General features: G+C 69.5%; 21 protein-coding genes and 2 pseudogenes. 4 read left to right on the plus strand and 19 right to left on the minus strand.

The window, feature by feature from the left end:
- Window positions 1-861: 861 nt before the first annotated feature.
- Window positions 862-1251 (plus strand): annotated as a pseudogene (locus A9X00_RS32675) (DUF4573 domain-containing protein); the annotation flags it as partial.
- Here A9X00_RS32675 and A9X00_RS32680 read toward each other — a convergent pair.
- A pseudogene (locus tag A9X00_RS32680) lies at window positions 1206-2531 on the minus strand (PE family protein); the annotation flags it as partial. The pseudogenes A9X00_RS32675 and A9X00_RS32680 overlap by 46 nt on opposite strands.
- 441 nt (window positions 2532-2972) lie before the next feature.
- Here A9X00_RS32680 and sigC point away from each other — a divergent pair.
- The gene (gene sigC, locus A9X00_RS04370) at window positions 2973-3527 is read left to right on the plus strand and encodes an RNA polymerase sigma factor SigC (protein WP_067149583.1); all 555 of its coding nucleotides are present in this window, start codon (window positions 2973-2975) and stop codon (window positions 3525-3527) included.
- Here the strand turns inward: sigC and A9X00_RS04375 are convergent.
- From A9X00_RS04375 to A9X00_RS04390, 4 genes are read right to left on the minus strand one after another with little or no spacing between them, the layout of a single operon-like run.
- On the minus strand, window positions 3524-4249 hold the full coding sequence (locus A9X00_RS04375; RefSeq protein WP_067149585.1) for a cobalt-precorrin-6A reductase: 726 nt from the start codon (window positions 4247-4249) through the stop codon (window positions 3524-3526). The two genes, sigC and A9X00_RS04375, sit on opposite strands and share 4 nt — an antisense overlap.
- Window positions 4249-5001, minus strand: coding sequence for a precorrin-4 C(11)-methyltransferase (gene cobM, locus A9X00_RS04380; protein WP_067149587.1), 753 nt, complete (start codon window positions 4999-5001; stop codon window positions 4249-4251). The genes A9X00_RS04375 and cobM overlap by 1 nt, the downstream gene beginning before the upstream one ends.
- Complete coding sequence (locus tag A9X00_RS04385) at window positions 4998-6164, minus strand: bifunctional cobalt-precorrin-7 (C(5))-methyltransferase/cobalt-precorrin-6B (C(15))-methyltransferase (protein ID WP_067149589.1); 1167 nt, start codon at window positions 6162-6164, stop codon at window positions 4998-5000. The genes cobM and A9X00_RS04385 overlap by 4 nt, the downstream gene beginning before the upstream one ends.
- Window positions 6161-6910, minus strand: coding sequence for an SDR family NAD(P)-dependent oxidoreductase (locus A9X00_RS04390; RefSeq protein WP_067149591.1), 750 nt, complete (start codon window positions 6908-6910; stop codon window positions 6161-6163). The genes A9X00_RS04385 and A9X00_RS04390 overlap by 4 nt, the downstream gene beginning before the upstream one ends.
- A 35-nt stretch (window positions 6911-6945) precedes the next feature.
- Here A9X00_RS04390 and A9X00_RS04395 point away from each other — a divergent pair, with 35 nt between their 5' ends.
- Window positions 6946-7356 carry a F420-dependent biliverdin reductase gene (locus tag A9X00_RS04395; protein ID WP_066913250.1) on the plus strand — a complete coding sequence of 137 codons (411 nt, stop codon included), beginning with the start codon at window positions 6946-6948 and terminating at the stop codon, window positions 7354-7356.
- A gap of 62 nt (window positions 7357-7418) precedes the next feature.
- Here A9X00_RS04395 and A9X00_RS29550 read toward each other — a convergent pair whose 3' ends face one another.
- The 4 genes from A9X00_RS29550 to A9X00_RS04410 all read right to left on the minus strand — a co-directional run bounded on the left by A9X00_RS29550 (window position 7419) and on the right by A9X00_RS04410 (window position 14370).
- On the minus strand, window positions 7419-7955 hold the full coding sequence (locus A9X00_RS29550) for a TNT antitoxin family protein (RefSeq protein WP_082974684.1): 537 nt from the start codon (window positions 7953-7955) through the stop codon (window positions 7419-7421).
- Window positions 7952-10897: a glycohydrolase toxin TNT-related protein gene (locus tag A9X00_RS04400; RefSeq protein WP_067149592.1), complete on the minus strand. Its 2946-nt coding sequence runs from the start codon at window positions 10895-10897 to the stop codon at window positions 7952-7954. The genes A9X00_RS29550 and A9X00_RS04400 overlap by 4 nt, the downstream gene beginning before the upstream one ends.
- A gap of 63 nt (window positions 10898-10960) precedes the next feature.
- Window positions 10961-13237, minus strand: coding sequence for an alpha/beta hydrolase-fold protein (locus A9X00_RS04405; protein WP_369830711.1), 2277 nt, complete (start codon window positions 13235-13237; stop codon window positions 10961-10963).
- A 5-nt stretch (window positions 13238-13242) separates the two neighbouring features.
- The gene (locus A9X00_RS04410; protein WP_067149594.1) at window positions 13243-14370 is read right to left on the minus strand and encodes a Xaa-Pro peptidase family protein; all 1128 of its coding nucleotides are present in this window, start codon (window positions 14368-14370) and stop codon (window positions 13243-13245) included.
- 36 nt (window positions 14371-14406) lie between these two features.
- On the opposite strand from A9X00_RS04410, the gene A9X00_RS04415 reads away from it, so the two are divergent.
- On the plus strand, window positions 14407-15363 hold the full coding sequence (locus tag A9X00_RS04415; protein WP_067149595.1) for a 5'-3' exonuclease: 957 nt from the start codon (window positions 14407-14409) through the stop codon (window positions 15361-15363).
- 6 nt (window positions 15364-15369) lie between these two features.
- Here the strand turns inward: A9X00_RS04415 and A9X00_RS04420 are convergent, their stop codons facing one another.
- The 10 genes from A9X00_RS04420 to A9X00_RS04465 form a co-directional block, all read right to left on the minus strand.
- Complete coding sequence (locus A9X00_RS04420) at window positions 15370-16143, minus strand: DUF4333 domain-containing protein (RefSeq protein WP_067149596.1); 774 nt, start codon at window positions 16141-16143, stop codon at window positions 15370-15372.
- A 65-nt stretch (window positions 16144-16208) separates the two neighbouring features.
- Window positions 16209-18965, minus strand: a complete 2757-nt coding sequence (locus A9X00_RS04425) for an RNA helicase (protein WP_067149597.1) — start codon at window positions 18963-18965, stop codon at window positions 16209-16211.
- An 87-nt stretch (window positions 18966-19052) separates the two neighbouring features.
- The gene (tatC, locus tag A9X00_RS04430; RefSeq protein WP_156771922.1) at window positions 19053-20009 is read right to left on the minus strand and encodes a twin-arginine translocase subunit TatC; all 957 of its coding nucleotides are present in this window, start codon (window positions 20007-20009) and stop codon (window positions 19053-19055) included.
- A gap of 49 nt (window positions 20010-20058) precedes the next feature.
- Complete coding sequence (gene tatA / locus A9X00_RS04435) at window positions 20059-20313, minus strand: Sec-independent protein translocase subunit TatA (RefSeq protein ID WP_067149598.1); 255 nt, start codon at window positions 20311-20313, stop codon at window positions 20059-20061.
- A 50-nt stretch (window positions 20314-20363) separates the two neighbouring features.
- Window positions 20364-21341, minus strand: coding sequence for a YafY family protein (locus A9X00_RS04440; RefSeq protein ID WP_067149609.1), 978 nt, complete (start codon window positions 21339-21341; stop codon window positions 20364-20366).
- Window positions 21341-22330, minus strand: a complete 990-nt coding sequence (locus A9X00_RS04445) for a YafY family protein (RefSeq protein ID WP_067149617.1) — start codon at window positions 22328-22330, stop codon at window positions 21341-21343. The genes A9X00_RS04440 and A9X00_RS04445 overlap by 1 nt, the downstream gene beginning before the upstream one ends.
- 76 nt (window positions 22331-22406) lie before the next feature.
- Window positions 22407-23765: a Pup--protein ligase gene (gene pafA, locus A9X00_RS04450; protein ID WP_152531269.1), complete on the minus strand. Its 1359-nt coding sequence runs from the start codon at window positions 23763-23765 to the stop codon at window positions 22407-22409.
- A 70-nt stretch (window positions 23766-23835) separates the two neighbouring features.
- On the minus strand, window positions 23836-24618 hold the full coding sequence (gene prcA, locus A9X00_RS04455) for a proteasome subunit alpha (RefSeq protein ID WP_067149623.1): 783 nt from the start codon (window positions 24616-24618) through the stop codon (window positions 23836-23838).
- Window positions 24615-25505 carry a proteasome subunit beta gene (prcB, locus tag A9X00_RS04460; RefSeq protein WP_067149625.1) on the minus strand — a complete coding sequence of 297 codons (891 nt, stop codon included), beginning with the start codon at window positions 25503-25505 and terminating at the stop codon, window positions 24615-24617. The genes prcA and prcB overlap by 4 nt, the downstream gene beginning before the upstream one ends.
- A complete protein-coding gene (locus A9X00_RS04465; protein ID WP_066913345.1) occupies window positions 25502-25696 on the minus strand; it encodes a ubiquitin-like protein Pup in 195 nt (64 codons plus the stop codon). The genes prcB and A9X00_RS04465 overlap by 4 nt, the downstream gene beginning before the upstream one ends.
- Window positions 25697-25712: the final 16 nt, after the last annotated feature.

Below are 25712 nucleotides of genomic sequence, written 5' to 3' on the forward strand. Positions count from 1 at the left end.
GCTCCGGTCGGACCAGTCGCTCCCGTCGGACCAGTCGCTCCCGTCGGGCCAGTCGCTCCGGTGGCGCCGGTCGGACCCGTCGCTCCCGTCGGACCAGTCGCTCCCGTTGGGCCAGTCGCTCCGGTGGCGCCGGTCGGACCAGTCGCCCCGGTCGGACCAGTCGCCCCGGTCGGACCAGTCGCCCCGGTCGGGCCAGTCGCTCCGGTCGCCCCGGTCGGGCCAGTCGCTCCGGTCGGGCCCGTCGCTCCGGTCGCTCCGGTGGCGCCGGTCGGACCAGTCGCTCCGGTCGGACCAGTCGCCCCGGTCGGGCCAGTCGCTCCGGTGGCGCCGGTCGGACCAGTCGCCCCGGTCGCACCGGTCGGACCCGTCGCTCCCGTCGGACCAGTCGCTCCCGTCGGACCAGTCGCTCCCGTCGGGCCAGTCGCTCCGGTGGCGCCGGTCGGACCAGTCGCCCCGGTCGGACCGGTCGCTCCGGTCGGGCCAGTCGCTCCGGTGGCGCCGGTCGGACCAGTCGCCCCGGTCGGACCAGTCGCTCCGGTCGGGCCAGTCGCTCCGGTGGCGCCGGTCGGACCAGTCGCTCCGGTCGGACCAGTCGCTCCGGTCGGGCCAGTCGCTCCGGTGGCGCCGGTCGGACCAGTCGCCCCGGTCGAGCCGGTCGGACCAGTCGCCCCGGTCGGACCAGTTGCCCCGGTCGAGCCGGTCGGACCAGTCGCTCCCGTCGGGCCAGTCGCTCCGGTGGCGCCGGTCGGACCAGTCGCACCAGTCGAACCGGTCGCACCGGTCGGACCAGTCGCCCCGGTCGGACCAGTTGCCCCGGTCGCCCCGGTCGGACCAGTCGCTCCCGTCGGGCCAGTCGCTCCGGTGGCGCCGGTCGGACCAGTCGCTCCCGTCGGACCAGTCGCCCCAGTCGCCCCGGTCGGACCAGTCGCTCCCGTCGGACCGGTCGCCCCGGTCGCCCCGGTCGCCCCGGTCGGACCAGTCGCCCCGGTCGGACCAGTCGCACCAGTCGAACCGGTCGCCCCGGTCGGACCAGTCGCCCCAGTCGGACCAGTCGCACCAGTCGAACCGGTCGCACCGGTCGGACCAGTCGCCCCAGTCGAACCGGTCGCGCCGGTCGGACCAGTCGCCCCAGTCGAGCCAGTGGAACCAGTCGGTCCGGTCGGACCAGTCGCCCCAGTGGACCCGGTCGAGCCGGTCGGCCCAGTGGAGCCCGTCGGCCCGGTAGAGCCCGTCGGCCCTGTGGAGCCGGTCGGTCCTGTGGTGCCCGTCGGGCCAATCGGCCCAGTCGGACCGGTCGGCCCAATCGGACCGGTCGGGCCAATCGGACCGGTGGAGCCGGTGCCGCCACCGCCGCCGCCACCGCCGCCGGACTGACCGTTTTGGCCATCGTGTCCATCCTGGCCGAACAATCCGCCGTGTCCTCCGGCACCGCCTAGACCGCCTAAGCCGCCGGGACCGCCGGGACCACTGCCGGCGCCCGTACCGCCCACGCCGCCGGCCCCGCCGGCGCCACCGTCACCACCATGACCGAAGAGGAAGCCACCAGCACCACCGGCACCACCAGCGCCACCGGCGCCGCCGACACCGCCGGCTCCGTTAGGGCCAACGCCCGGCGCGCCCGGGGCGCCCGCTCCGCCGGCACCGCCGTCACCGCCGGAGCCCAGGAAGAACCCGCCAGCGCCACCATGACCACCGGCACCTCCGTTACCGCCGAAGCCAGTGGCCGCGCCGCCGGCACCGCCGGCGCCGCCGTGACCTAAGAAGAACCCGCCGGCGCCACCCGCACCACCGGCGCCACCAGTGGCACCAACGGCACTGGTCGCTCCACCGGCGCCACCGGCACCACCATGGCCGAAGAAGAAGCCGCCAGCGCCACCGGCACCACCGACACCGCCATTGCCGATAGCGCTCGCTCCGCCGGCACCACCGGCACCACCGGCGCCATACAGCCACCCACCATGACCGCCGGCGCCACCGGCAGCACCGGCGCCGCCCATGCCGCCCATGCCGCCGTTACCGATCAACCCTGCCGAGCCACCAGCACCGCCGATATTGCCCGGTGCCGTGCTGTTACCACCGGAGCCACCACTGCCGTACAACCACCCGCCGGGATCGCCGGCGGTGCCTTGCGCCCCGCTGGTCCCATTCGCGCCGTTACCGATCAGCGGACGCCCCGTCGCCGCCGCTACAGCTCCATTGATCGCAGCACCCGGCGCGCGCACCGCGGCGTCAACCATCTGCGCCGCATTGGCCGCCTCGGCGCCCACATACGCCGCCCCGCCGGCGGACATGTTGCGGGTGAACTGGTCATGGAATGCCACTGCCCGCGCGACCAGCGCCTGATAATCCTCCCCGTACTGGGCGAACAGCGAAGCGATCGCGGTCGACACCTCATCGGCCGCCGGGCCCAGCACCCCGGTCGTCGGACCGGCCGCCGCCGCGGTGGCGGCCGCCAAGCTCGCGCCGATGCTGTCAAGATTCGCAGCCACCCACTGGACGGCGGCCGGGGAGACGTACAGCGGAGAGGTCATGGCAGGGCACCCCATATTCATCGCTAGCCCCGTCTAAAGGGCCTAATTCCAGAACTGCAATAGAGCGATCGAATCGAGACAGTACCTCGGAAGATCGGTCATTCGATACAGCTTTCTATAGACTGGAAACGGTCGGATTTATTGTTTGGACACGGTCGGATTTTGAATAGATAAATTGGATACAGTCGACTTATAAAATGGATGTAGTCGAGTTTATAAATTGGACATGATCGGGTTTATAAAGTGGACGCAGTCGGCTTTATAAATTGGACACAGTCCGGTTTGTAGATTGGACGCAGTCAGGTTTGACGATCCTCCAGAGCCCCCGCTGCGGGTCTGGCCTTCGGTCGCCAGCCGCGCGAGCGCGCCAGGACCCACAGCGCCGGCTCTACGACGACCCGTCGTAGACGAGCCGTGCCCGCCCAACTAAGGTGGATGGCTATGACCGCGTCAAGCGACGACGAGGCCGTCACCGACCTCGCGTTGGCCGCCGCACGCGGGAACGAGCGAGCGCTCGAGGCTTTCATCAAGGCGACCCAGCAAGACGTGTGGCGTTTCGTCACCTACCTGTCCGACGCGAGCGCCGCGGACGACCTGACGCAGGAAACCTTCCTGCGGGCGATCGGGGCGATCGAACGGTTCTCCGGACGATCCAGCGCCCGGACGTGGCTGCTGGCCATCGCACGCCGTGTCGTGGCCGATCACATCCGGCACGCTCAATCGCGGCCGCGGACCGCATCCGGCGCCGACCCGGCTCACTTCCTAAGCGGCGATCGCCACGCCCGGGGATTCGAAGACCTGGTCGAGGTGACCACGATGATCGCGAACCTCACCACCGAGCAGCGGGAGGCGCTGTTGCTCACGCAGCTGCTCGGGCTGCCCTACGCCGACGCCGCGGCGGTCTGCGGCTGCCCGGTGGGCACCATCCGATCCCGCGTCGCCCGGGCCCGCGACGCACTGTTGGCCGACGCGGAGCGCGAGGACCTGACCGGCTAATCAAGCGCCGCAACCCATTCGGCGGCCTCTTCCGCGGTGCCGACGGTTGCCACGCCGGCCGGAGGTTTCGGTCTCGCGACCATTACCACCGGAATGTCGAGCGCGGCGGCCGCGTCCAGCTTGGCGCGGGTCATGTCGCCGCCGCTGTTCTTGGTGACCAACGCGTCGATGCGGTGTTCACGCAGCAGGGAGAGCTCGTCGTCGTAGCGATACGGCCCGCGCGACAGCAGCAACTGGTAGCGACGCGGTAGCGACGCGGCGTCCGGCGCCGTGACCACACGGATCAGAAACCAAGCGTCGCTATCGCAGAAGGCTCGGACGCTTGAACGGCCGGTGGTGAGAAATACCCGTGAATATTGTTGCTTCGCCACGGCTTCGGCTGCCTCGGTGTCCGAGTCGACGACGAGGGCCTCGCCGGTCTCCCACGCCGGGCGGGCCAGCACCAAGTGTGGTATTCGCAGTGCGGCGCATGCTTCGGCGGCGTGCGCGGTCATGGTCGCCGCGAACGGGTGGGTGGCGTCGACGACGGCGTCGATGTGTTCGTCTCGCAACCAGCGTTTTAGTCCGTCGACGCCGCCGAAACCGCCGATGCGCACCGGGCCGACGGGAAGGGCGGGATCGGGGACGCGGCCGGCCAGCGAGCTGACGATGTCGACGCGCGGGTGCAGGGTCTCGGCCAGCGCGCGGGCCTCGCCGGTGCCACCGAGCAGCAGGACCCGCATCAGTGCCGGCTCCCCCGGATCCGCCCGGTGGAATACAGGTAGCTGTCGGTGAACCCCTCGGCGGCCAGGACATCGCCGACGATGATCACGGCGGTCTTGGTGATGTTGGCGTCGTGCATCTGGCCGGCGATGTCGGCCAGCGTGCCGCGCAACAGCACCTGCTGGGGCCAGCTCGCGAAAGCGACTACCGCAGCGGGTGTTTCGGGTCGATAGCCATCGAGTAACTGCGGGACGATGGCGTCGATCTGGGCGGCCGCCAGGTGTAGGACCAACGTACCGCCGGTTTGGGCGAGGGCTCGCAGCTCTTCGCCCTCCGGCATGGGCGTCGATAGGGTCGCGACCCGGCTCAACGTCACCGTCTGCGCCACACCGGGGACGGTGAGCTCGCGCTTCAACACGGCCGCGGCTGCGGCGAAAGCCGGTACACCCGGTACGATTTCGTAGTCGATGCCCAGAGCGTCGAGTCGGCGACACTGCTCGGCCAAAGCGCTGTACAGCGACGGGTCACCGGAGTGTAGCCGGGCCACGTCATGGCCGGCCGCGTCGGCGTCGGCGATTTCGGTGACAATCCGCTCGAGCGTAAGCGGGCCTGTGTCAACGACTTTCGCGTCGGATGGGCACAGCGCGAGCAGGTCGTCGGGCATGATGGAGCCGGCGTACAGGCACGTCTGGCAGCTTTCGAGGAGCCGCTGGCCGCGGACGGTGATGAGGTCGGCGGCGCCGGGGCCCGCGCCGATGAAGTACACGGTCATTTCGTCATCGTCCACTGGGTGACCGGATATTGAGGGCGCCATCCCGTGAAGCCGCCGAGTGGCTCGGCCTGATAGTGCTGGAAGCGCCGCAGCTGGCCCCCAAACCGTGAGTAAGACTGCGCCAGAAGGGCTTCCGATTCTGCGGTGACCGCGTTGGCGACGAGGCGCCCCCCTTGGGGCAGGTTGTCGAGGCACGCGTCGAGCAGGACGGGTTCGGTCAGGCCGCCGCCGATGAAGATGGCGGCGGGTGCTTCGGCGCCGTCGAACGCCTGCGGTGCCTCGGCGTGGACGTCGATGTCGACGCCGAAGGACGCGGCGTTGGAGGCAATGTTGCGGCGGCGCCGTTCGTCGCGCTCGAACGCGACCGCGCTGCAGCCCCGCCAGCTGAGGCACCATTCGACGCTGATGCTGCCCGAGCCGGCGCCGACGTCCCACAGTCGCTCCCCCGGTCGCGGCGCGAGCGCGGCCAGGGTCGCCGCCCGGACCTCGTGTTTGGTGATCTGGCCGTCGTGGACGAACGCGTCGTCGGGATAAGGCGACATGCGTTCGTCGGGCAGGTATCTCACGGTGATCACGTTGAGGTCGTCGATGTCTTGCGGTGGGTTGTCGGCCCATTGACGCGCGGTGCCGTCGCGGCGGCGTTCGGTTGGGGCGCCGAGGTTTTCGAGCACGCTGAACTTGGAGTCGCCGCGGCCGTGCGCGCTGAGCAGGACGGCCAGTTCCGTGGGGGTGGATGCGTTTTTCGACAGCACGATCGCCTGACCGCCGCGGCGGACCGCGGTGTGCGGCTGCGCGGTGACCAGGCTGATCACCTCGGTGTCGTGGGCATTCCAGCCCATCCGCGCACACGCGAGCGTTACCGACGACACGTGCGGCAGCACCCTCACTTTTTCGGGCCCGTACAAGCGGATCAGTGTGCCGCCGATGCCGTGCAGGAGCGGATCGCCACTGGCGACGATGTGGATTTCGTCGTCTACGGGTAGTGCTTGCAGGGCGGGCAGCATCGGTGAGGGCCACTCCCGCCGCGGTGCTGCCACCGTGTCGTCGAGTAGGTCGAGCTGGCGCTTGGACCCATAAATAACTGTGGCCCTGTGTAATTCGGCACGCGACGTTTCGGCGAGTCCGGCCATGCCGTCGGCGCCGATGCCGACAACGACGATCATCGCGGCATCCTGCGCCAGACGAACTGCGGCAGCAGCCGCATCACGAAGAACATCGGCCGCAGCGACCACGGGATCCACACGGTGCGCCGACCCTTCGCCAGCGCCCGCGCGGTCGCGGCGGCCACTTGTTCTGGGGTGCTCGACAGCGGCGCGGGCCTCATGCCCTCGGTCATGCGTCCGATGACGAAGCCCGGGCGCGCGATGAGCAGTTTTACGCCGGTTCCGTGCAGGGCGTCGGCCAGCCCGCTGGCGAAGCCGTCCAGTCCGGCCTTCGCCGAGCCGTAGACGTAGTTGGCGCGGCGCACGCGAACCCCGGCGACGGAGGAGAACACCACTAGCGAGCCGCGGCCGGCGGTGCGCATGGCCGCGGCCAGATGGGTGAGCATGCTGACTTCGGCGACATAGTCGGTGTGCACGATCGCGACCGCGTGGGCGGCGTCGGTCTCGGCGCGGGCCTGGTCGCCGAGGATCCCGAAGGCCAGCACCGCGGTGCCGATGGGCCCATGGTCGGCGATGATCGAGGCGACGAGGGGGCCGTGCGAGGCAAGGTCGTCTGCGTCGAACTCGATCGTGTGCACCGCAGCAGCGCCGGCGGCTTTGAGGGTAGTGATCTGATCGTCGAGCTGATCGGACCTGCGCGCCGCCAGCACCACCGTCGCTCCGGGTGCCAGTCGCCGCGCGAGTTCAATGCCGATCTCGCTGCGGCCGCCCAGGATTAGTACCGGACCCGCGCCCGTGTCGTCCACGGCTGCGATTATCACCTGCGCTAGCGTGAGCGGTGATGGCGAATACCACTACGAGGCTGACCGACGATGCGCTGGCCTTCCTGTCAGAACGTCACCTGGCCATGTTGACCACGCTGCGGGCCGACAATTCACCGCATGTGGTGGCCGTGGGTTTCACCTTCGATCCCAAGACCCACATCGCGCGGGTCATCACCACCGGCGGCTCCCAGAAGGCGGTCAATGCCGACCGCGCCGGGGTGGCCGTGCTAAGCCAGGTCGACGGGGCGCGGTGGCTGTCGCTGGAGGGTCGGTCCAAGGTCAACAGCGATGCCGACGCCGTGCGTGACGCCGAGCTTCGGTATGCCCAGCGGTATCGGACCCCCAGGCCCAACCCGCGCCGCGTGGTGATCGAGGTGCAGGTGGAGCGGGTGCTTGGTTCGTCGGATTTGCTGGACCGGGGTGAGTAGTTTCTCGGCGGCGACCCTTTGTGGGATCGACGGCGCGGGAGCCACTGTGAGCCTACGTCTCGCTATCTCTGGCCGAATAGCGGTTTCCCGTCGGGATCGACGGCCGAGGCTTCGATCTCCTCTATTGTCGCCGTGAGATATACCGCGAGCTTGGTTAGTTCTGCTCTCGCGGTTACTTTGTCGGAGCTGCTGACAGCCACCGTCGCGCCATCGGAAGCGATTAGTGCGAAGCGCTGAACGCCGTCGAAGGAACGTGTATCGATACTAAAGCCCGCCGATTTTTCTTCGGGAGGTATTGCAACCCGTACACGAGGCAGACCCCGGATACTTCTGATAGACAGCGCGAACCTTCCAAAAAAATACTTTTCGATCGTGGTCATCGTCGGAGCAGCCAATATAAAGTGCTCTGATCCCATGCGGTCAGAATCGGTTACGACGAACCAGCCGCCGTGATTTTTCCCAATCAGTAGCCGAATCTCGCCGAGGGAGGCCCAGAACACCGCGCGTCCGTCGCTGGTACTGGACGCAGGAGTCAGCGCGTAATCAGCCTGCTTGGCCCATTGCTCAAGCTGCGGAGATATTTCTATGTGATCTGTCATTCCAGCACGCCGATTTCGGGATCAGTTAATTCTTCGACCGTCATAGCTCTGCCCTCTGAGTTGAGAATCCGTACTTGCAGCGAACCACCTGGTTGACCAACCCCTGGAGCGACTTCGGATACTTCGATCTGCCAGCCGTCTGGGAGTGACTTTAGAACATAGGAATTATACGGGTCGGCAAGGTTGTTCACATGCAGTGCACGCGCTTCCCAAGACGCAGGCAAGCCATCTTCCATGACAGCTAGATATTTTCCGCTTTCCATTCCCACCCTGTCGACCTGATTACCGTAAATTTTAGTAAATTGGTCAGGGTCCGTAAACGCAACTTTCGTCCCCGGTACGGCCCCGCCATTCCCCGGGAAATTCATCCAATGATCGCCATCCTTGCTCAGGCTGTTAAAACGCTCGGCATATTGCTGCTCCGTATACGCGTGCCCCTGCGGGTCGCGGCCGAAGGGTGCCTCAGGATCCGTAATCAGATTCGCAACCGACTGCTTGATATGACTTGGATCAACCGGATTATCCGTAAAGTCCCAGTGCTCAGGCAGCGGTTCTCCGTAATGCGGGTCAAGTGCACCATCAGGTAACCGATGCCATCCGTCGCCAGAAGGCGCGTGGGAATGCACGGGATCCGGGCGTCCGTCGCCCGGGGAGCCGCCGTTCTCATGCCCACGCGAACCATCGCCATCTTCGGGGGGTCCGTCGCCGCGACCACCCGACGGGCCACTATCACCGGGCCCGTGCGGACCGCCACCATCCGAAGTGCCGCGTCCACCGGGCTCATGCGGTCCGCTACCGTGCGGTGGCTTTCCATCTGGCGGCCCGCCCGCAGAACCGCCATCGCCAGTCCCGTGGCCAGCGCCGTCGCCCGGCGTTGGCAGTTCGGTCGGGCGACCAGCCGGCGGCATGGAGTGGGGTGTCGCGGTCGACAACGCTGGCGCCGGCTGTACTGCGTGCGCAGCGGCAGGCGCCAGCTCAGCAGGAGCGCCGCCGGGCGTTACCGGAATACGGGGCACCAGCTCGCCGGGGGTGGGGGTCGCCGACAGCAGGCGATCGCCGATTCCGGCGGGCACGGTTGGGAGAGCTGAACCGGGTGCGGTCGCGGGTAGCGGCTCGTGCGGGGCGGCCACTGATGCCGGGGCCGGCTGATGCGGATCGCCCCCCGGCACGGACAAAGGTCCGTGCGGACCGCCGCCGGGCACCGAACCGGGTTCATGCGGACCACTCGCCGGCACGGGCCCCGGTTCATGCGGTGGACCACCCGCGGGATCGTGCGGACCGCCCGGCGAAGCATGCGCCGGTGCGGGCGCGCCACCCGCCGGCTCGTGCGGACCGCCTGCCTCGTCCGGCCCTGGTGCGGCACCTGGCTCGTGAGGCGCACCGGGCGCGGCTTCCGGCGCACGCGGCGCCGGCGCGACCGGCGCGTCCAGCGGCTTCGGGGGCAACGGCACGGGCTTGCCACCGACCGGAGGCTCGATCGTGGGCAGCTTCCCGGTCACGCCTTCGAGGTCTTTGGTGAGGCTGCTGCCCTTCCCTGCGATATCGGCCAGCGCACCGCGCGGACCCACGACACCGGCAAACCCATCCGCCGCCCGCCCGGCGGCACGCTCCGCCTGCGCTGCGGCCTCGGCACCGCGTGCGGCGGCCCCGGCTCCATCGACCGCAGCGGCCGCTTCGCCACCTCCCGGTATCAGCAACGTCCCGACGTCGAAGATGTTCTCCCCCAGGCCTAATCCCGGCCGGGCCGTACTCCAATCATCAAGGTGCAGAAGGCCTTTGAGCTGCTGCCAATTCGATTCAACGAACTCCTGTGGGTTGGCCAAGCCATTGATCACGCTGCCTTTCCACATGCCCTTCCCGAGGCCCGCCCAGGTGTCGGCCGCGCCCTTGGGATCGAGCGCGAACCACCGCGGGTCGAGGTCGCCAATCGACAGCGCCATCCCGACGGCGCCCTTCAATACCCCCTCGTTCGCATTGGCAAAGACGTCGAATACCGTTGCCACCTGGTTGCCGACGGCATCGCCCAGATACTGCTTGAGCTCGCCGCGCACGTAGTGCTCGAGCTTGACGACCAGGCCGTCGACGACCCCCAAACCCAGCCTGATCGCCTGTTCGGAGGCCCGGGCTTCCTGTCCCAGGTGGTGAAGGACGTCGTTGACGTCCCTGGCGATCTTCTTGATCTCCTCGAGCGCGTCGCCTTTGACGATCAACATCAGGTCGTGCCCGAGGTCGGTCAGTGACCCCAGCCGGTTCAGCAGGTCGCGGATCGCATTCTGGGCCTTACCCACCTTGTTGGCGAAATTGTCGAGGCCCGCGGCCAACTCCCCGCTGGCGTCGCTGATCTTGACAATGCAGTCGCGGATCTGCGACAAAGCGACGTCGATCTTGCCGCCTTCGGGAATCTGATGCGCATCCATTAGCACCATGGCGGCGTTGAGGGAGTCGCGCATCCCTGCGGTCGCCGCGCTGAAGCCCCGCCACCGAGCCGCGGCCGCATGCATCCCCGCCACGTCACCGTCGGGCCACACGTCGTCGACGAACGACTGCACCACCGCCCACAACAGCGGCGGCGGCTGACCCGGCCCGAGCGTCCCGGGAGGCCCAGGCGGCGAGATGTTGGCCGGTTCGGGTGGCGCCTGTAAGACGCTGTCACCGCCGCGAATGTTCGATGCGGCTTCGGCGTTCGAATAATTCGCCGCCCCTTGCTGAATTTTGGCGCCGCTCTGCCGACAGGCGTTGACCGCGGCGGCCGCGGCCTGCAACAGCTTCTCCGCCGCGTCCTGATACCCGAGGCCGAACACCTCGCCGGCGGCGTCATGGCCGGTGTTGGCCGCAAAACCCGCCGTCAACACCGTCAGATTGGCGGCCAGACCGTCTCCGGCGGCGGCCACGGCGCTGCCCACGGCGAACAGCGCCTGAGGATCGACGACCAAGGGCACCACGCGCCAAATTCTCGCTGAGCGTGACCCGCGCCGCCATTCACCCAGGTCGCGGCGCCAAAGACCTCACCCAGCGGCGCGCAACGTGATCCGGTGCCGCCCCACCGGGACCGCGACGGTCGCCCCGGCCGGCTCACCGTCGAGTTGCACCGAAGCCCCGGCCGGCAACCCCCCGAGCGTGATCTGCGCGGCCGTGCTGGTGGCCACCGTGATGGTCGACGACGGCAACGCCGCCAGGCCCGCACGCGCGACGTCGACGGTGAGCCCGGCGACCCCGATCAGGCGCAGCGTCAGATACGGCAGCGGCGCGACGGGCCGCCCGACTTGCCAGTCCAGCTCGCTGTACAGCCCCGGCGTCGGCTCGAAGTTCAACACCACGCCGCGGTGGTGCCGAATCGTGTGCGCCGGGTCCGGACGCGCATACGAGCGCGCGTCGACCTCGGCGACGGCCCCGCGCCGCGCGGTTACCGAGGGATCGGCGGTCAGCCCCGAGAGCCACCAGACCTGGTGCGGCCCGATACCCAAGTCCTCGCGCACCAATTGCGGGTACCACGCGAACGTGATGTGCCCCGGATCGGCTTGGCGCAGGCCGGTTTCCATGTGCGCGATCGGGTCCTCGAACTTGTCTTGCAGCACCCAGGCGATGTGATCCTCGAGCGGATAGACGGTGAACCGGTGGCGGTAGCCCAGCCGGTCGAGTTCGAGCACCTGCTCTGCGGCCGACGCGAACGGGACCAGCTCGTCGACCAAGCCGTGGGCGATGACGTATGGCAGCCAGCGGGCATTGACGAGCAGCTTCCAGGTGTCGCCCTCCCGGGCGCAGGGCGAGTCCAGGTCGAGGTCGGCCGGGATGTCGACGTTGGGAAGCAGCCGCACACCGCACGAGGGCGGGCCGGCCAGGACCACCGCCTGTGAGAACACCTGCGGATAGCTCAGCCCGAGCTTGTAGGCCGCGTACCCGCCCATCGAATAGCCCGATATGACAGTGCGATTGGGGTCGGTGCCTAGCTGCTCGGCGACCCGCGCCCACACCTCCCACACGTCGAGTTCGCCGGTGTCGAAGTACCAGGTCGACGGGCCCCGGGCCAGCGGGGTGACCACCACCGAGTCGCGGCCCTCGCAGACCTCGTGCAGCAGCCGGGGGTCGATCGCCGCGAACTGGCTCTGCCCCAGCGCAAGCGAATGCAGCAACAGCGTCAGCGGCAGCGCGCGGCCCGGCGTGTAGGTGGACGGCAGGCAGATCGAATACGGCTGCACGCGGCCGAGGAACTGTGGCTTGGTGCTCAAGATGTCGTCGGCCGCGATCCCCTGCCCGAGCTCGACCGAGGACACGTACCAGCGGGTCGACGGGCCGGTGAGCACCGGCTCGGGCTCGGTTTCGCGCGCGGCGAGCCGGGCCCACGGCACCGTTACCGCGAACGCCGACACGTCGCCATGAGTCAAAGCCGCGGCCTGTGCCGAGTCCGACCAGAAGTTCAGGCGCGGCGGCTCCTGCGCGTTGGTGCGAAACGCGACGTTGTACACGTTGGGCTGCCCGGGCAGCGCGCCCCGCTCGGCGGGCACGTCGGCGAACCCGTCTCCCGCCGCGTTGGCCAGCCCGGCGGCCAGCCGAACCGTCCAGCTGCCAACAGGTTCCACCAGCGACCGCGGGACCTGCGCCAGAAACGACCGCGACGGCATGTCGACGCTGTGCTCGACCGGCGTCGTCACCTGGGTCGTCAGGTCGATCAACGCGGCCCCACTCGCCGACACCAGCAGGGCCATGTCGATGCCGGCCGAGCGCACGCCGGCCCCCGCCGGCCAGTCCGGAGCGGCCTGGCGGGCGGGGTCGGTGTCGAAGGTGAACAGCGCGATGGGCACCGAGGCGTCCAGCAGCGTGTTCCAGTCGACCCGCCACCAGGTGTAGGTGTCGGTGAGCCCGATGGCGACGCGGAAGATGTCGGCGCCGTTGCGGGCGGCCGGCCCGTGGGGATAGACGTAGGTGCCCCGCGGCGGCGCCTGGATTTTCAGATCCCCGACCGGGATGCCGGTCGCGCCGTGGTCGTCGTAGAGGAAGTCGGTCCAGAACAACGCGCCGCCGGCCACCCGTCCCGCGCCGCAGGTGCGCGGAAAGTCTTCTCCGAACGGCCAATTCGGGGGCACGGGCAGGCGCGGCTCGGGACGGAGCGCGGCCGGCGGCACGCCCTCGGGCATCCCGTCGACGACGACGAGTTCGCCGGGCGGCGCCGGCGCGGGCGCCACGGGGTGCAGCACCGCGTCCGCGACATGGCGGGCGATGCGAAGCGGGAGCAGCGCGAGGTCCAGGATCGACACGTCGCCCAACCTACGCGGGGGCACCGTCATGCCAGCTAGGGCGCGGGCACCACGATCAGTTCGTGCGGCCGGTTGTTGACGGCCACGGCGCCGTCCTCGGTGACGACCACGATGTCCTCGATCCGGGCGCCCCACCGACCGGGAAAGTAGATGCCGGGCTCGACGGAGAAGGCCATGCCCGCCGCCAACGTCAGGCCGTTGCCGGCGACGATGTACGGCTCCTCGTGCACCGAAAGCCCGATGCCGTGCCCGGTGCGGTGCACGAAAAACTCCGCCAGTCCGGCCTCGGCCAGCACGTCGCGGGCGGCGGCGTCGACCTGCTCGGCGGTGACGCCGGGGCGGACCGCGTCGAGCGCGGCGCGCTGGGCCCGTTGCAGCACCGAATACTGCTGCGCCACATCGTCTCTGGGCTCACCAATGCTGTAGGTGCGGGTCGAATCGGAGTGGTAGCCGGGCTCATAGGCTCCGCCGATGTCGACGACGACCACATCGCCCACCTGCAATTCCCGATCCGAATAGCCGTGGTGCGGGTCGGCCGCGTGCGGGCCCGAGCCGACGATGATAAACGCCACCTCCGAATGCCCCTCGGCGACAATGGCTTCCGCGATGTCCGCGGCGACGTCGGCCTCCGTGCGGCCCGGGCGCAGGAATTCCGGCACGCGGGCGTGCACCCGGTCGATGGCCGCGCCGGCCTTGCGCAGCGCGTCGACCTCGCATTCCTCCTTGACCATCCGCAGCTCGCGCAGCACGTCGGTGGCCAGCACCGGCAGCACCCCGAGCACGTCGGCCAGCGGCAATAAGTGCAGCGCGGGCATGGAATCGGTGACGGCGGTGGCGGCGGGTGCGCCACCCAGAGCGGCGCTCACCAACCGGTACGGGTCCTCGCCGTCGACCCAATCCCGCACCGCCAGGCCCAGTTCCGCGACCGCCGACCCCTTGAGGGAGGCCAGCTCCAGCCGGGGCACGACGATCGTCGCGTCGCCGGTGGCCGGCAACACCAGGGCGGTGAGCCGCTCGAGGGTCTGCGCCCGCGAGCCGACCAGGTAGCGCAGGTCGTAGCCGGGGGTGATCACCAGGCCGGCCAGCTCGGCGTCGGCGGTCGCCGCGGCCGCCGCGGCCAGCCGGCGCGCGTACACCCCCGCGTCGAATCGATGCGAGTCCATGGCAGCCAGATTAACGGCGCTGGCAGGATAGCCCGCATGCCCGCACCCGTCTTGCTGCTCGACGGCGCCAGCATGTGGTTCCGCTCCTACTTCGGGGTGCCGTCGTCGATCACCGCGCCCGACGGCCGGCCCGTCAACGCCGTGCGCGGCTTCCTCGACTCGATGGCCGTGGTGATCAGCCAGCAGCGGCCCGGCCGGCTGGTGGTGTGCCTGGACCTGGATTGGCGGCCACAGTTCCGGGTCGACCTCATCCCGTCGTACAAGGCGCACCGGGTCGCCGAGCCCGAGCCGCCAGGTCAACCCGACATCGAGGAAGTGCCCGACGACCTGACACCGCAGATCGACATGATCATGGAGCTGCTCGACGCGTTCGGGATCCCGACGGCGGGGGCGGAGGGTTTCGAGGCCGACGACGTGCTGGGCACGCTGGCGGCGCGGGAGCGCACCGACCCGGTCGTCGTGGTCAGCGGGGACCGAGACCTGCTGCAGGTGGTCGCCGACAACCCCGTCCCGGTTCGGGTGCTCTACCTGGGCCGCGGGCTGACCAAGGCCACGCTGTTCGGGCCGGCCGAGGTGGCCGAGCAGTATGGCGTGCCACGGGAGCGGGCGGGTCCGGCCTACGCCGAGCTCGCGTTGCTGCGCGGCGATCCGTCAGACGGCCTGCCTGGCGTCCCGGGCGTCGGTGAGAAGACGGCGGCCACGCTGCTGGCCCAGCACGGTTCGCTGGACGGGATCCTGGCCGCCGCACATGGCCCAAAGTCCAAGATGGCCAAGGGTTTACGGGCGAAGCTGCTGGGCGCGACCGACTACATCGAGGCCGCCGGCAAGGTGGTGCGGGTGGTGACCGACGCGCCGGTCACCCTGTCGACGCCCACCGACGCGCTGCCGCTGACCGCGGCCCATCCGCGACGCACCGCCAAGCTGGCGACCGAGCTGGGGGTCGGGTCGCCGGTGGCCCGGTTGCAGAAGGCGCTCGACGCGCTGCCCGGTTGACGGCGGCTACTGGGGCCGGCCGACCTCGTAGGTGCCCTTGTTGTCCTGGAAGGTCACCGTCACGCGCTTCTTGGCGCCGTCGATGCTGACGTCGCAGTCGAACGTCGCGCCCTTCTTGACGACGGGATCCTGGCCGTGGTTGCAGGAGACGTCCTTGACGTTCTTCGCGCCGTAGCCGTTGGTCTCGTCGGTCAGCACCTGCTGGACCCCGGCCTGCGCCTTGTTGACGTCCAGCTTGGTGGTGACGAAGAACCCGGGCTGCCAGAAGCCGAGCACCAGCACGACGGCGATCACCAGGAAGGCGATCACGCCGACGACGCCGCCGATCAGCGCCATCGAGCGCTTCTTCGCCGGCTGTTGTTGGTCGTAGGGCGAGTACTGCTGCGGGTATTGGCCGGGCTGACCGTACTGACCCGGCTGACCGTATTGGCCGTACTGGCCCGGCTGCCCCGGCTGGCCGTACTGGCCCGGTTGGCCGTACGGGCCGTACTGGCCGGGCTGGGCGTACTGCTGGGGCTGTTCACCGTATTGCGGCGGTTGGCCGTAGCCCGGCTGCTGGGGGTACTGCTGCGGGTATGCCGGCTCGGCCGGCTGCTGGTATTGCGGGTATTCGGCGGGCGGCGTGTAGGCCGGGGCCTGCCACGTCTGCTCCTGGCCGGGCTGCTGCTGCGGCGGCTGCCAGTGCGTTGGCGCCACCTGGGTGGGCTCCGAGGACTGATCGCCGCTCTGACCGGGCGGTTGCCACTGGTGACCCGGGTCCGACCCCTGCGGTCCGCTCATTCCTGCTCCTCAGTTCCCTTGTGTCTCGCGCCATTAGCGCCATGTAACGGTAGCTCGCGCCCAGCCTACCCGGCGTCAACTGCGACGACGCCGCGCCGCACGTCATTGATGGCGCGCTTGGCGGCCGCGCGGAGCTCCGGATCGGGCGCGGCGTTGCGCACCTGGTCCAACAGGTCGAGCACCTGGCGGCACCAGCGCACGAAGTCCCCCGCCGACAACGGGGACCCCGCGCCGGCCACATCGGCGACGGCCAGCGCCGCGGCCAGGTCCCCCGTCCGGGCCCACCGGTAGATCACGTTGACGAAGCCGTCGTCGGGCTCGCGGCTCGGGGCGATCCGGTGCGCCTGCTCGTCGGCGCGCAGCGCCATCGACAGCCTCGAGGTCTGTTGCAGCGCCTGCCTAAGCCGCTGGGTGGGCACCTCGGCCGCCAAGGCGGCGCCGGCGCCGTCACCGCCCCGGGACTCGTACAGCACGGCCGAGACCACCGCCGCCAGCTCGGCCGGCTTCAAACCCGCCCATGCGCCAGTGCGCAGGCATTCGGCGACCAGGAGGTCGCTCTCGCTGTAGATGCGGGCCAGCAGGCGGCCATCGTCGGTGACGTGGGGATCGGTCGCCGGGCCCTGGATGAAGCCGCGCTCGGTGAGCAGCCCGACGATCCGGTCAAAGGTCCGGGCCAGCGAGTTGGTGGCGGCGCCGACCTTCTTCTCCAGTTGCGCGTTGTCGCGTTCCATGCGCAGGTACCGCTCAGCCTGGCGCATCTGCGGCTCGAGGTCGGGGGCGCTGTGCGTGGGGTGCCGGCGCAGCTCGGCCCGCAGCGACGCGAGCTCCGGGTCGTGAAACGCGCCGTTCCCGTCGCCGCGACCGCTGCGGCCCGTTCCCGGAACAGCCAGCCCGGCGGCCGCCGACCGCAGCGCCGACGCCAGGTCGCGGCGCACCCGTGGCTGGCGGTGCTCGACGCGCTTGGGCAACGGCATCGAGCCGACGGGTGCCGTCGCGCCCGAATAGTCGGCCGAGGAAATCCTTCCCGCCCAACGGTTTTCGGTCAGCACCAGCGGGCGCGGGTCGGAGCTGTCACGCGCCGACTCCAGCACCACCGCCAGCCCGCCGCGCCGGCCGTGCGTGATCGTGATGATGTCGCCGCGGCGCAGCGCGGCCAGCGCATCGCTGGCCGCCTGCCGTCGCTGCAGCCGCGACGCGCGGGACTGCGCGCGCTCCATCTCGGAGATCCGCGCGCGCATCCGCGCGTATTCGAAGACCGGCGCGTCGTGTCCGCCGAGCTCGGCGGCGATCTCGTCGAGCATTCGCTGGCCCCGCTCGATGCCGCGGACCAGGCCGACCACCGAGCGGTCCGCCTGGTACTGGGCGAACGATTGCTCCAACAGTTGGTGCGCCTGCTCGGGGCCCATCTGCTGCACGAGGTTGATCGTCATGTTGTACGACGGCGCGAACGAACTACGCAGCGGAAAGGTGCGGGTCGAGGCCAGGCCGGCCACCGCGGAGGGTTCGGTGGTCTCCTCGCTGGGGTTCCACAGCACCACCGCGTGGCCCTCGACGTCGATGCCGCGCCGCCCGGCGCGCCCGGTCAGCTGCGTGTATTCCCCCGGCGTGAGCGGCATGTGCTGCTCGCCGTTGAACTTGACCAGCCGCTCGAGCACCACCGTGCGGGCGGGCATGTTGATGCCCAGCGCCAGCGTTTCGGTGGCGAACACCGCCTTGACCAGGCCCGCGGTGAACAGCTCCTCGACGGTGTGGCGGAACGCCGGCAGCATCCCGGCGTGGTGGGCCGCCAGCCCGCGCAGCAGCCCCTCGCGCCACTCGTAGTAGCCGAGCACGGCCAGGTCGGCGTCGGCCAGGTCGCCGCAGCGGTGCTCGATGACCTCGGCGATCTGCGCGCGCTCCTCCTCGGTGGTCAGCCGCAGCGGCGATCGCAGGCACTGCTGGACGGCGGCGTCGCAGCCGGCCCGGGAGAACACGAAGGTGATCGCGGGCAGCAGACCCTGCGAATCCAGGATCCCGATCACGTCCGGGCGCGCGGGCGGCCGGTAGAAGCGCGGGCGGCCAGGGCCTCCGCGCCGCCCCCGGCGAGGCTGCCAGTCCGACATGCGGTCCGCCTCGCGGCGATGGGCGATGTGGCGCACCAGGTCCGGGTCGACGCGCGGCTTGTCGCCGGCGTCCGGCTCGGCGTGCGAGTAGTCGAACAGGTCGAACAGCCGCTTGCCGACCAGCACGTGTTGCCACAGCGGGACGGGCCGGTGTTCGTCGACGACGACGGTGGTGTCGCCGCGGACGGTCTGGATCCAGCCGCCGAACTCCTCGGCGTTGCTCACCGTCGCCGAGAGGCTGACCAGCCGCACCTCGTCGGGCAGGTGCAGGATCACCTCCTCCCATACCGGGCCCCGCATCCGGTCGGCAAGGAAATGCACCTCGTCCATCACCACGTAGGAAAGCCCTTGCAGCGCAGGCGAATCGGCGTAAAGCATGTTGCGCAGCACTTCGGTGGTCATCACCACGACGGGCGCGTCGCCGTTCACCGACATGTCGCCAGTCAGCAGCCCGATCCGGTCGCGGCCGTAGCGCTCGCTCAGGTCGGTGTGCTTCTGGTTGCTCAGCGCCTTCAGCGGCGTGGTGTAGAAGCATTTGCCGCCGGACGCCAGGGCCAGGTGCACGGCGAACTCGCCGACGACGGTCTTTCCGGCGCCGGTCGGCGCGCACACCAGCACGCCGTGGCCTCGTTCCAGCGCCTCGCACGCCCGCCGCTGAAAGTCGTCGAGCGAGAAGCTCAGTTCGGCGGCGAACCGCGCCAGCTCGGGCAGCTCGGTCACGCCACTGCCAGATCGCGCGAGGGTGCGCAAATGTACGCCAGCATCGGCGTGTCGGTGCACAAACACGCACGCTCGCGAGAAGGGAGGCTAGGTGACGTCGTCATGTTGCCCGGCGGTGAATGACGGCTCCGGTATCGGTTCGGGCGGCTCGATGACGGACGCCTCGTCGTCGGGAATCGTGACCCGGGCTTCGCGCTTGGCCTTGCGCCGGTCGTGCAGTCGGGCGATCTGGATGGCGAGCTCGAGCAGCACCGACAGCGCGATCCCGAGCGCCGTCATCGAGAACGGGTCGGATCCGGGCGTGAAGATGGCGGCGAAGGCGAACATGCCGAAGATCAGGCCTCGCCGCCAGGACTTGAGCCGCTCATAGCTGAGCACGCCCACCGCGTTGAGCATGACGATCAGCAGCGGGAACTCGAAGCTGACCCCGAAGACCACCAGCAGGTTGATCAGGAAGCCGAAATACCGGTCCCCGGACAGCGCGGTTACCTGCACGTCGCTGCCGACGGTCAACAGGAAGCCCAGCGCCTTGGACAGCACGAAGTAGGCCAGCACGGCGCCGACGACGAACAGCACCGCGGCGGGCACCACGAACCCGACCGCGAAGCGGCGCTCCTTCTGGTAGAGCCCGGGCGTGATGAACGCCCACAGCTCATAGAGCCAGACCGGGCAGGCCAGGACCAGCCCGGCCGTCAGCCCGACCTTGAGGCGCAACATGAATTGGTCGAACGGGGCGGTGGCCAGCAGCCGGCACTGCCCGTCGGCGCTGATGCTCGCGCGCGCCGATTGGGGCAGCGAACAGTACGGATGGCGCAGCCATTCGCCGAGGCTCTCCAGCCCGAAGATCCCGTGCGAGTACCAGAAGAACCCGAAAACCGTCGTCAGCAGGATGGCGGCCAGCGAGATCAGCAGCCGGGTGCGCAGCTCGGTCAGGTGGTCGACCAGCGACATCGTCGCGTCGGGGTTGGTGCGGCTGCGCCGGTTACGCGGGTTGAGCCGTTTCAGCAGGCCCGCGGTGCGCGCTGAAACCTTGAAACCTTTCACGGTGGTCTTTGCGGTCGATCAGTTGCGCTCGGGCACCGCGGGGACGCGGCTAGGCCGGGCGCGCTTCGGTGTGCCCCTGCTCGGTGGTCGCCGGCGGGTCGACCCGCTGCGACTGCACGGGCTGGGGGGTCTCGATCGCAGGCGCGTCGGACTTGCCCTCGGTCTGCATTTCACGCATCTCGGACTTGAAAATGCGCATCGACTTGCCCAGCGAGCGCGCGGCATCGGGGAGCTTCTTGGCACCGAACAGCAGGATCACTACGACAGCGAGGATCGCCCAGTGCCACGGACTAAGACTGCCCACTTTGATTACCTCCAGACGTCCACCCGATGCTACCGCAGCGACGGTCGCGGCTATTGTGGCCGCGCCGCGACCTGGTAGGACTCCAGGGCGGCCGCGGCGGCATCCCGTACACGATGAGCCAGCGACTCCGGTTCGAGCACCCGCACGGCCGCGCCGAAGCCCAGCACCAGCCTCGTCATCCAGTCCTCGGAGGCGTAGGTCATGACGGCCTCGCACGACCCGTCGGGCAGCTCGAGCACCTCCCGCATCGGGTAGTACTCGAACATCCACGACGCCGCGGGCGCCACCCACAGCCGCGCCGACGGCAGCGACGGATCGCCGTCGAACAGCGACGTGTCCGGCGGCGCGTGCAGCGCCGGTTCCGGCGGGGCCGCCGGCTCGCCCAGCTCGGTGGCGTCCACGATCCGATCGAAGCGGAACAGCCGAACGCCTTCGGCCTCGCGCGACCAGGCCTCCAGATAGCTGTGGCCGCCGATCAGCAGGACCCGGATGGGGTCGACGACCCGGCTGGTCAGGGTGTCGTGCGAGGCGGAGTAATAGTCGATGGCCAGCGCGCGCTTGTACTGCACCGCCGTGCGGACGGCGGCCGCGGCGCGGCTTTCGACGGGGGCGGGCTCGTGCACTGCCGCCACCGCCGCCGAAGCGTCGTGCCCGACGGCGCCGGCGGCGGCCTCGATCTTGGCGATCGCACTGCGCGCCGCCTCCGGGTCGACGACGCCCGGGATGTCGGCCAGCGCCCGCAGCGCCACCAGCAGGCCGGTGGCCTCAGGCGACGTGAGCTTGAGCGGCCGGTCGATGCCCGCCGAGAACGTCACCTCGATGGTGTCGCCGGAGAACTCGAAGTCGATGAGGTCGCCCGGGTAGTAGCCGGGAAGACCGCACATCCACAGCTGGTTGAGATCCTCTTCCAGCTGCTTCTCCGAGACCCCGAGGTCGGCGGCGGCCTTGGCCCGGGTGACCTTCGGGTTGGCCTGGAAATACGGGACCATGTTGAGCAGCCGAACCAGCCGGGTGGAGACGGGAGTCATCAGCCTTGGACTCCCGCGTGCGCGCGCAGCCGGGCCAGCACCTCGTCGCGCAGCGATTGCGGCTCGAGCACGACCGCGTCGGCCCCGTAGCCGGCGATGTCGCGGGCCAGCTGGTCGCTGGATCCGATGCCGAGTTCGATCACCTCGCCGTCGCGGCCGGCCAGCTGCTGCGCACCCGCCGACTTGCCGGCGCGGCGCAGCGCGGTGGCCCGCCCGTCGGCGACCCACACCCGGGCCTGTCCCCCGGCCGGCCACTCGCTGACCGTCTGGGCCACGATCTTGCGCAGGTCCACGCCGTCGGGCACGGTGACCGCGCCGGGCGGGCCGATCGCGGCGACGTCCGGCCCGATCCGGGACAGCCGGAAGGTGCGGGTGGCGTCGCGGTCGCGGTCGTGGCCGACCAGATACCAGCGGCCCTTCTCGGTGACCACGCCCCAGGGCTCGACGGTGCGCGTCGTGTAGGGCTCGGCCCGCGACGGCCGGTGCGGAAACTGCACCGCCTGACGGGAAGCGATGGCGGACAACAGGATCCCCAGCACCTCCTCCGACCCACGCAGGCCCGGCACGCCCGCCGGGGACGCGATGGCCACCGGCGCGTCGGGGTCGACGTCCACGCCGGCGGCGCGCAGCTTGAGCAGGGCGCCCTGGGTGGCGGTGATCAGTTCGGGCGACTCCCACAGCTGCGTGGCGACGGCCACCGCGGCCGCCTCGTCCGGGGTGAGGTCCACCGGCGCCAGCGCGTAGGCGTCGCGGTTGATCCGGTAGCCCTCGGTGGGATCCATGGCCGACACCCGGCCGACCTCCAGCGGGATGCCGAGGTCGCGCAATTCGTTCTTGTCGCGCTCGAACATCCGCGAAAACGCCTCGGCGCTGGGGCTGTCGGAATAGCCGGCGACGCTGGACCTGATCTTTTCGGCGGTGACGTAGCCGCGGGTGGACAGCAGGGCGATCACGAGATTAACCAGCCGCTCGACTTTCGAGGTCGCCATTTGTCCCAGGTTATTCGATGGTCCCCGCGCGGCGCTTCCGCCGGGCGGCCGCGTCGCAGGATTCGGCCGACCGCCGCTACATGCTGGCGATGAGTCGCTTGACCCGCTCGTCGACCGCCCGGAACGGGTCCTTGCACAGCACGGTGCGCTGCGCCTGGTCGTTGAGCTTGAGGTGCACCCAGTCGACGGTGAAGTCGCGGCCCGCCGCCTGCGCGGCGCTGATGAACTCCCCGCGCAGCCGGGCACGGGTGGTCTGCGGCGGGTGGTCGACCGCCTCCGCGATGTCCTCGTCGGTGGTGACCCGGGTGGCCAGGCCCTTGCGCTGCAGCAGGTCAAAGACGCCGCGGCCGCGCTTGATGTCGTGGTAGGCCAGGTCCAGCTGGGCGATCTTCGGATCCGACAGCTCCATGTTGTAGCGGTCCTGGTAGCGCTGGAACAGCTTGCGCTTGATCACCCAGTCGATCTCGGTGTCCACCTTGGCGAAGTCCTGGCTCTCGACGGCGTCGAGCTGCCGGCCCCACAGGTCCACGACCTGCTCGATCTGAGCGTTGGGTTCCCGGGTCTGCAGGTGCTCGACGGCGCGGCTGTAGTACTCGCGCTGGATGTCCAGCGCGCTGGCCTGCCGCCCGCCGGCCAGCCGCACCGGCCGTCGGCCCGTCACGTCGTGGCTGACCTCGCGAATCGCGCGGATGGGGTTGTCCAGCGAGAAGTCGCGGAACGGGACACCGGCCTCGATCATCTCCAGCACCAGCGCCGCGGTGCCCACCTTGAGCATGGTGGTCGTCTCGCACATGTTGGAGTCGCCGACGATGACGTGCAGGCGCCGGTACTTCTCGGCGTCCGCGTGCGGCTCGTCGCGGGTGTTGATGATCGGGCGGCTGCGCGTGGTGGCCGACGAGACGCCCTCCCAGATGTGCTCGGCGCGTTGGGAAAGGCAGAACGTCGCGGCCTTGGGGGTCTGCAGCACCTTGCCGGCCCCGCAGATCAGCTGGCGGGTGACCAGGAACGGCAGCAGCACGTCGGAGATCCGGGAGAACTCGCCGGCCCGCACGATGAGGTAGTTCTCGTGGCAGCCGTAGGAGTTGCCCGCCGAGTCGGTGTTGTTCTTGAACAGGTAGATGTCGCCGCCAATGCCCTCGTCGGCGAGCCGCTGTTCGGCGTCCACCAGCAGGTCTTCCAGCACCCATTCCCCGGCGCGGTCGTGGGTGACCAGTTGCACCAGGCTGTCGCACTCGGCGGTGGCGTACTCGGGATGGCTGCCCACATCCAGGTAGAGGCGGGCGCCGTTTCGCAAGAAGACGTTGGAGCTGCGGCCCCACGACACCACGCGCCGGAACAGGTACCGGGCGACCTCGTCCGGGGACAGGCGGCGGTGGCCGTGGAACGTGCAGGTGACACCGAACTCGGTCTCGATGCCCATTATTCGTCGCTGCACGTAATCGAGGGTACTGGTTGTCAGGCCGCAAAGGTGCAGAAGCCGCGCCCAGGGGTGTTATCGGGCGGATCTAGTCCGACGACTTGCCCTCCGCGTCCGGCTCTTCTCCGCCGGATTTTGCGTCCTTGGACTTCGCGCCGTCCGACTTCTTCAGCAAGTTTTCCAGGGTGGGGCGATTGATCCGCTTGAACGCCCGCCGCGGCCGGTTGGCGTCCAGGATCGCCACCTCCAGGCTGCCCACGTCGAGGGCGGGCTGATCGCCGTTGGACGTCTCCGCGCTGCCCGCCCGCAGCGCCGCAACCGCGATGCCCAAAGCCTCACGCAGGTGGGCGTTTTCGGCGTAGGAGTCCTTGAGCGCCGTGACGATCGGCTCGGTGGTGCCGCCCATCACCACGAAATGCGGCTCGTCGGCGATCGAGCCGTCATAGGTAATGCGGTACAGCTCAGGCGGTTTCGTCTCGCCGTAGTGGGCGACCTCGGCGACGCACAACTCGACCTCGTAGGGCTTCGCCTGCTCGGTGAAGATGCTGCCCAGGGTCTGCGCGTACACGTTGGCCAGCTGCCGCCCGGTCACGTCGCGCCGGTCGTACGCGTAGCCCCGGGTGTCGGCGAACTGGATGCCGCCGCGGCGCAGGTTGTCGAACTCGTTGAACTTGCCCGCGGCCGCAAAGCCGACGCGGTCGTAGAGTTCGCTGATCTTCTGCAGGGACCGCGACGGGTTCTCGGCGACGAACAGCACGCCGTCGGCGTAGGCCAGCGCCACCACGCTCTTGCCCCGGGCGATGCCCTTGCGCGCGAGCTCGCTGCGCTCGCGCATCGCCTGTTCGGGCGAGATGAAATACGGGAAGCTCACTTCTTCTTACCCCGCGGTTCGGCGTCGGGCCCGAAAGTGTCCGCCCGCGAGCGGCTTTCGATGACCTCCCGGGCCAGTTCGGCGATGCGGCTCTCCGGCACCTCGGCCGCCCCCTCGGCACCGATGGTGACCGCCGTGGGATAGATGCCGCGGACCAAGTCCGGTCCGCCGGTGGCGGAGTCGTCGTCGGCGGCGTCGTAGAGCGCCTCCACGATCACCCGCAGCGCGGAATCGACGTCGGACACTTGCGAATACAGCTTCTTCATCGACGACTTGGCGAAGATCGAGCCCGATCCCACCGCCTGGTAGCCCTCTTCCTCGATGTTCCAGCCGCCCGCAGCATCGAAAGACACGATCCGGCCCGCGCTTTCGGGTTCCGGCGCGTGGATGTCGTACCCGGCCAGCAACGGCAGGGCGACCAGCCCCTGCATCGCCGCGGCCAGGTTGCCGCGCACCATGATCGCGAGCCGGTTGACCTTGCCGGCAAACGTGAGCGGCACGCCCTCGAGCTTCTCGTAGTGCTCGAGTTCGACGGCGTACAGCCGGGCGAACTCGACGGCGATCGCGGCGGTCCCGGCGATGCCGGTCGCGGTGTAGTCGTCGGTTATGTACACCTTCTTCACGTCGCGCCCGGCGATCATGTTGCCCTGCGTCGAGCGCCGGTCACCCGCCATGACGACGCCGCCCGGGTACTTCAACGCGACGATCGTCGTCCCGTGCGGCAGCTGGTCGCCGGCGGCGACGGTCTGCGCGCCGCCGCCAAGACTCGTCGGCAGCAACTCCGGCGCGTGGCGGCGGAGGTGGTCGGCGAACGAGGACAGGTCTACAGCCGGATTCCCGGGAAGTGGGGAGTTAAAGGACAGTCGATCGGCGAACGGCCAGGTCACTGTCCGCCCTTTTGGACATACGCGCGGACAAAATCCTCGGCGTTTTCCTCAAGGACGTCGTCAATCTCGTCAAGCAGGTCGTCGGTGTCTTCGGCAAGCTTCTCGCGACGCTCCTGGCCCGCGGCCGTGCCGTCGGCGAAATCGTCTTCGTCGCCGCCGCCACCACCACGCTTGGTCTGCTCCTGAGCCATCGCCGCCTCCTGCTTT

It is taken from the genome of Mycobacterium sp. 1245805.9 (assembly GCF_001672915.1).
Taxonomy (GTDB): domain Bacteria; phylum Actinomycetota; class Actinomycetes; order Mycobacteriales; family Mycobacteriaceae; genus Mycobacterium.

Coding starts and splice junctions, on each gene's coding strand:
- A9X00_RS04415 (WP_067149595.1), top strand. CDS start 14,407: ATGCCCGCACCCGTCTTGCTGCTCGACGGCGCCAGCATGTGGTTCCGC.
- A9X00_RS04440 (WP_067149609.1), bottom strand. CDS start 21,341: ATGACTCCCGTCTCCACCCGGCTGGTTCGGCTGCTCAACATGGTCCCG.
- A9X00_RS04445 (WP_067149617.1), bottom strand. CDS start 22,330: ATGGCGACCTCGAAAGTCGAGCGGCTGGTTAATCTCGTGATCGCCCTG.
- sigC (WP_067149583.1), top strand. CDS start 2,973: ATGACCGCGTCAAGCGACGACGAGGCCGTCACCGACCTCGCGTTGGCC.
- A9X00_RS29550 (WP_082974684.1), bottom strand. CDS start 7,955: ATGACAGATCACATAGAAATATCTCCGCAGCTTGAGCAATGGGCCAAG.
- A9X00_RS04395 (WP_066913250.1), top strand. CDS start 6,946: ATGGCGAATACCACTACGAGGCTGACCGACGATGCGCTGGCCTTCCTG.
- A9X00_RS04405 (WP_369830711.1), bottom strand. CDS start 13,237: ATGACGGTGCCCCCGCGTAGGTTGGGCGACGTGTCGATCCTGGACCTC.
- A9X00_RS04410 (WP_067149594.1), bottom strand. CDS start 14,370: ATGGACTCGCATCGATTCGACGCGGGGGTGTACGCGCGCCGGCTGGCC.
- A9X00_RS04385 (WP_067149589.1), bottom strand. CDS start 6,164: ATGATCGTCGTTGTCGGCATCGGCGCCGACGGCATGGCCGGACTCGCC.
- A9X00_RS04420 (WP_067149596.1), bottom strand. CDS start 16,143: ATGAGCGGACCGCAGGGGTCGGACCCGGGTCACCAGTGGCAACCGCCC.
- A9X00_RS04375 (WP_067149585.1), bottom strand. CDS start 4,249: ATGCGGGTCCTGCTGCTCGGTGGCACCGGCGAGGCCCGCGCGCTGGCC.
- A9X00_RS04465 (WP_066913345.1), bottom strand. CDS start 25,696: ATGGCTCAGGAGCAGACCAAGCGTGGTGGTGGCGGCGGCGACGAAGAC.
- cobM (WP_067149587.1), bottom strand. CDS start 5,001: ATGACCGTGTACTTCATCGGCGCGGGCCCCGGCGCCGCCGACCTCATC.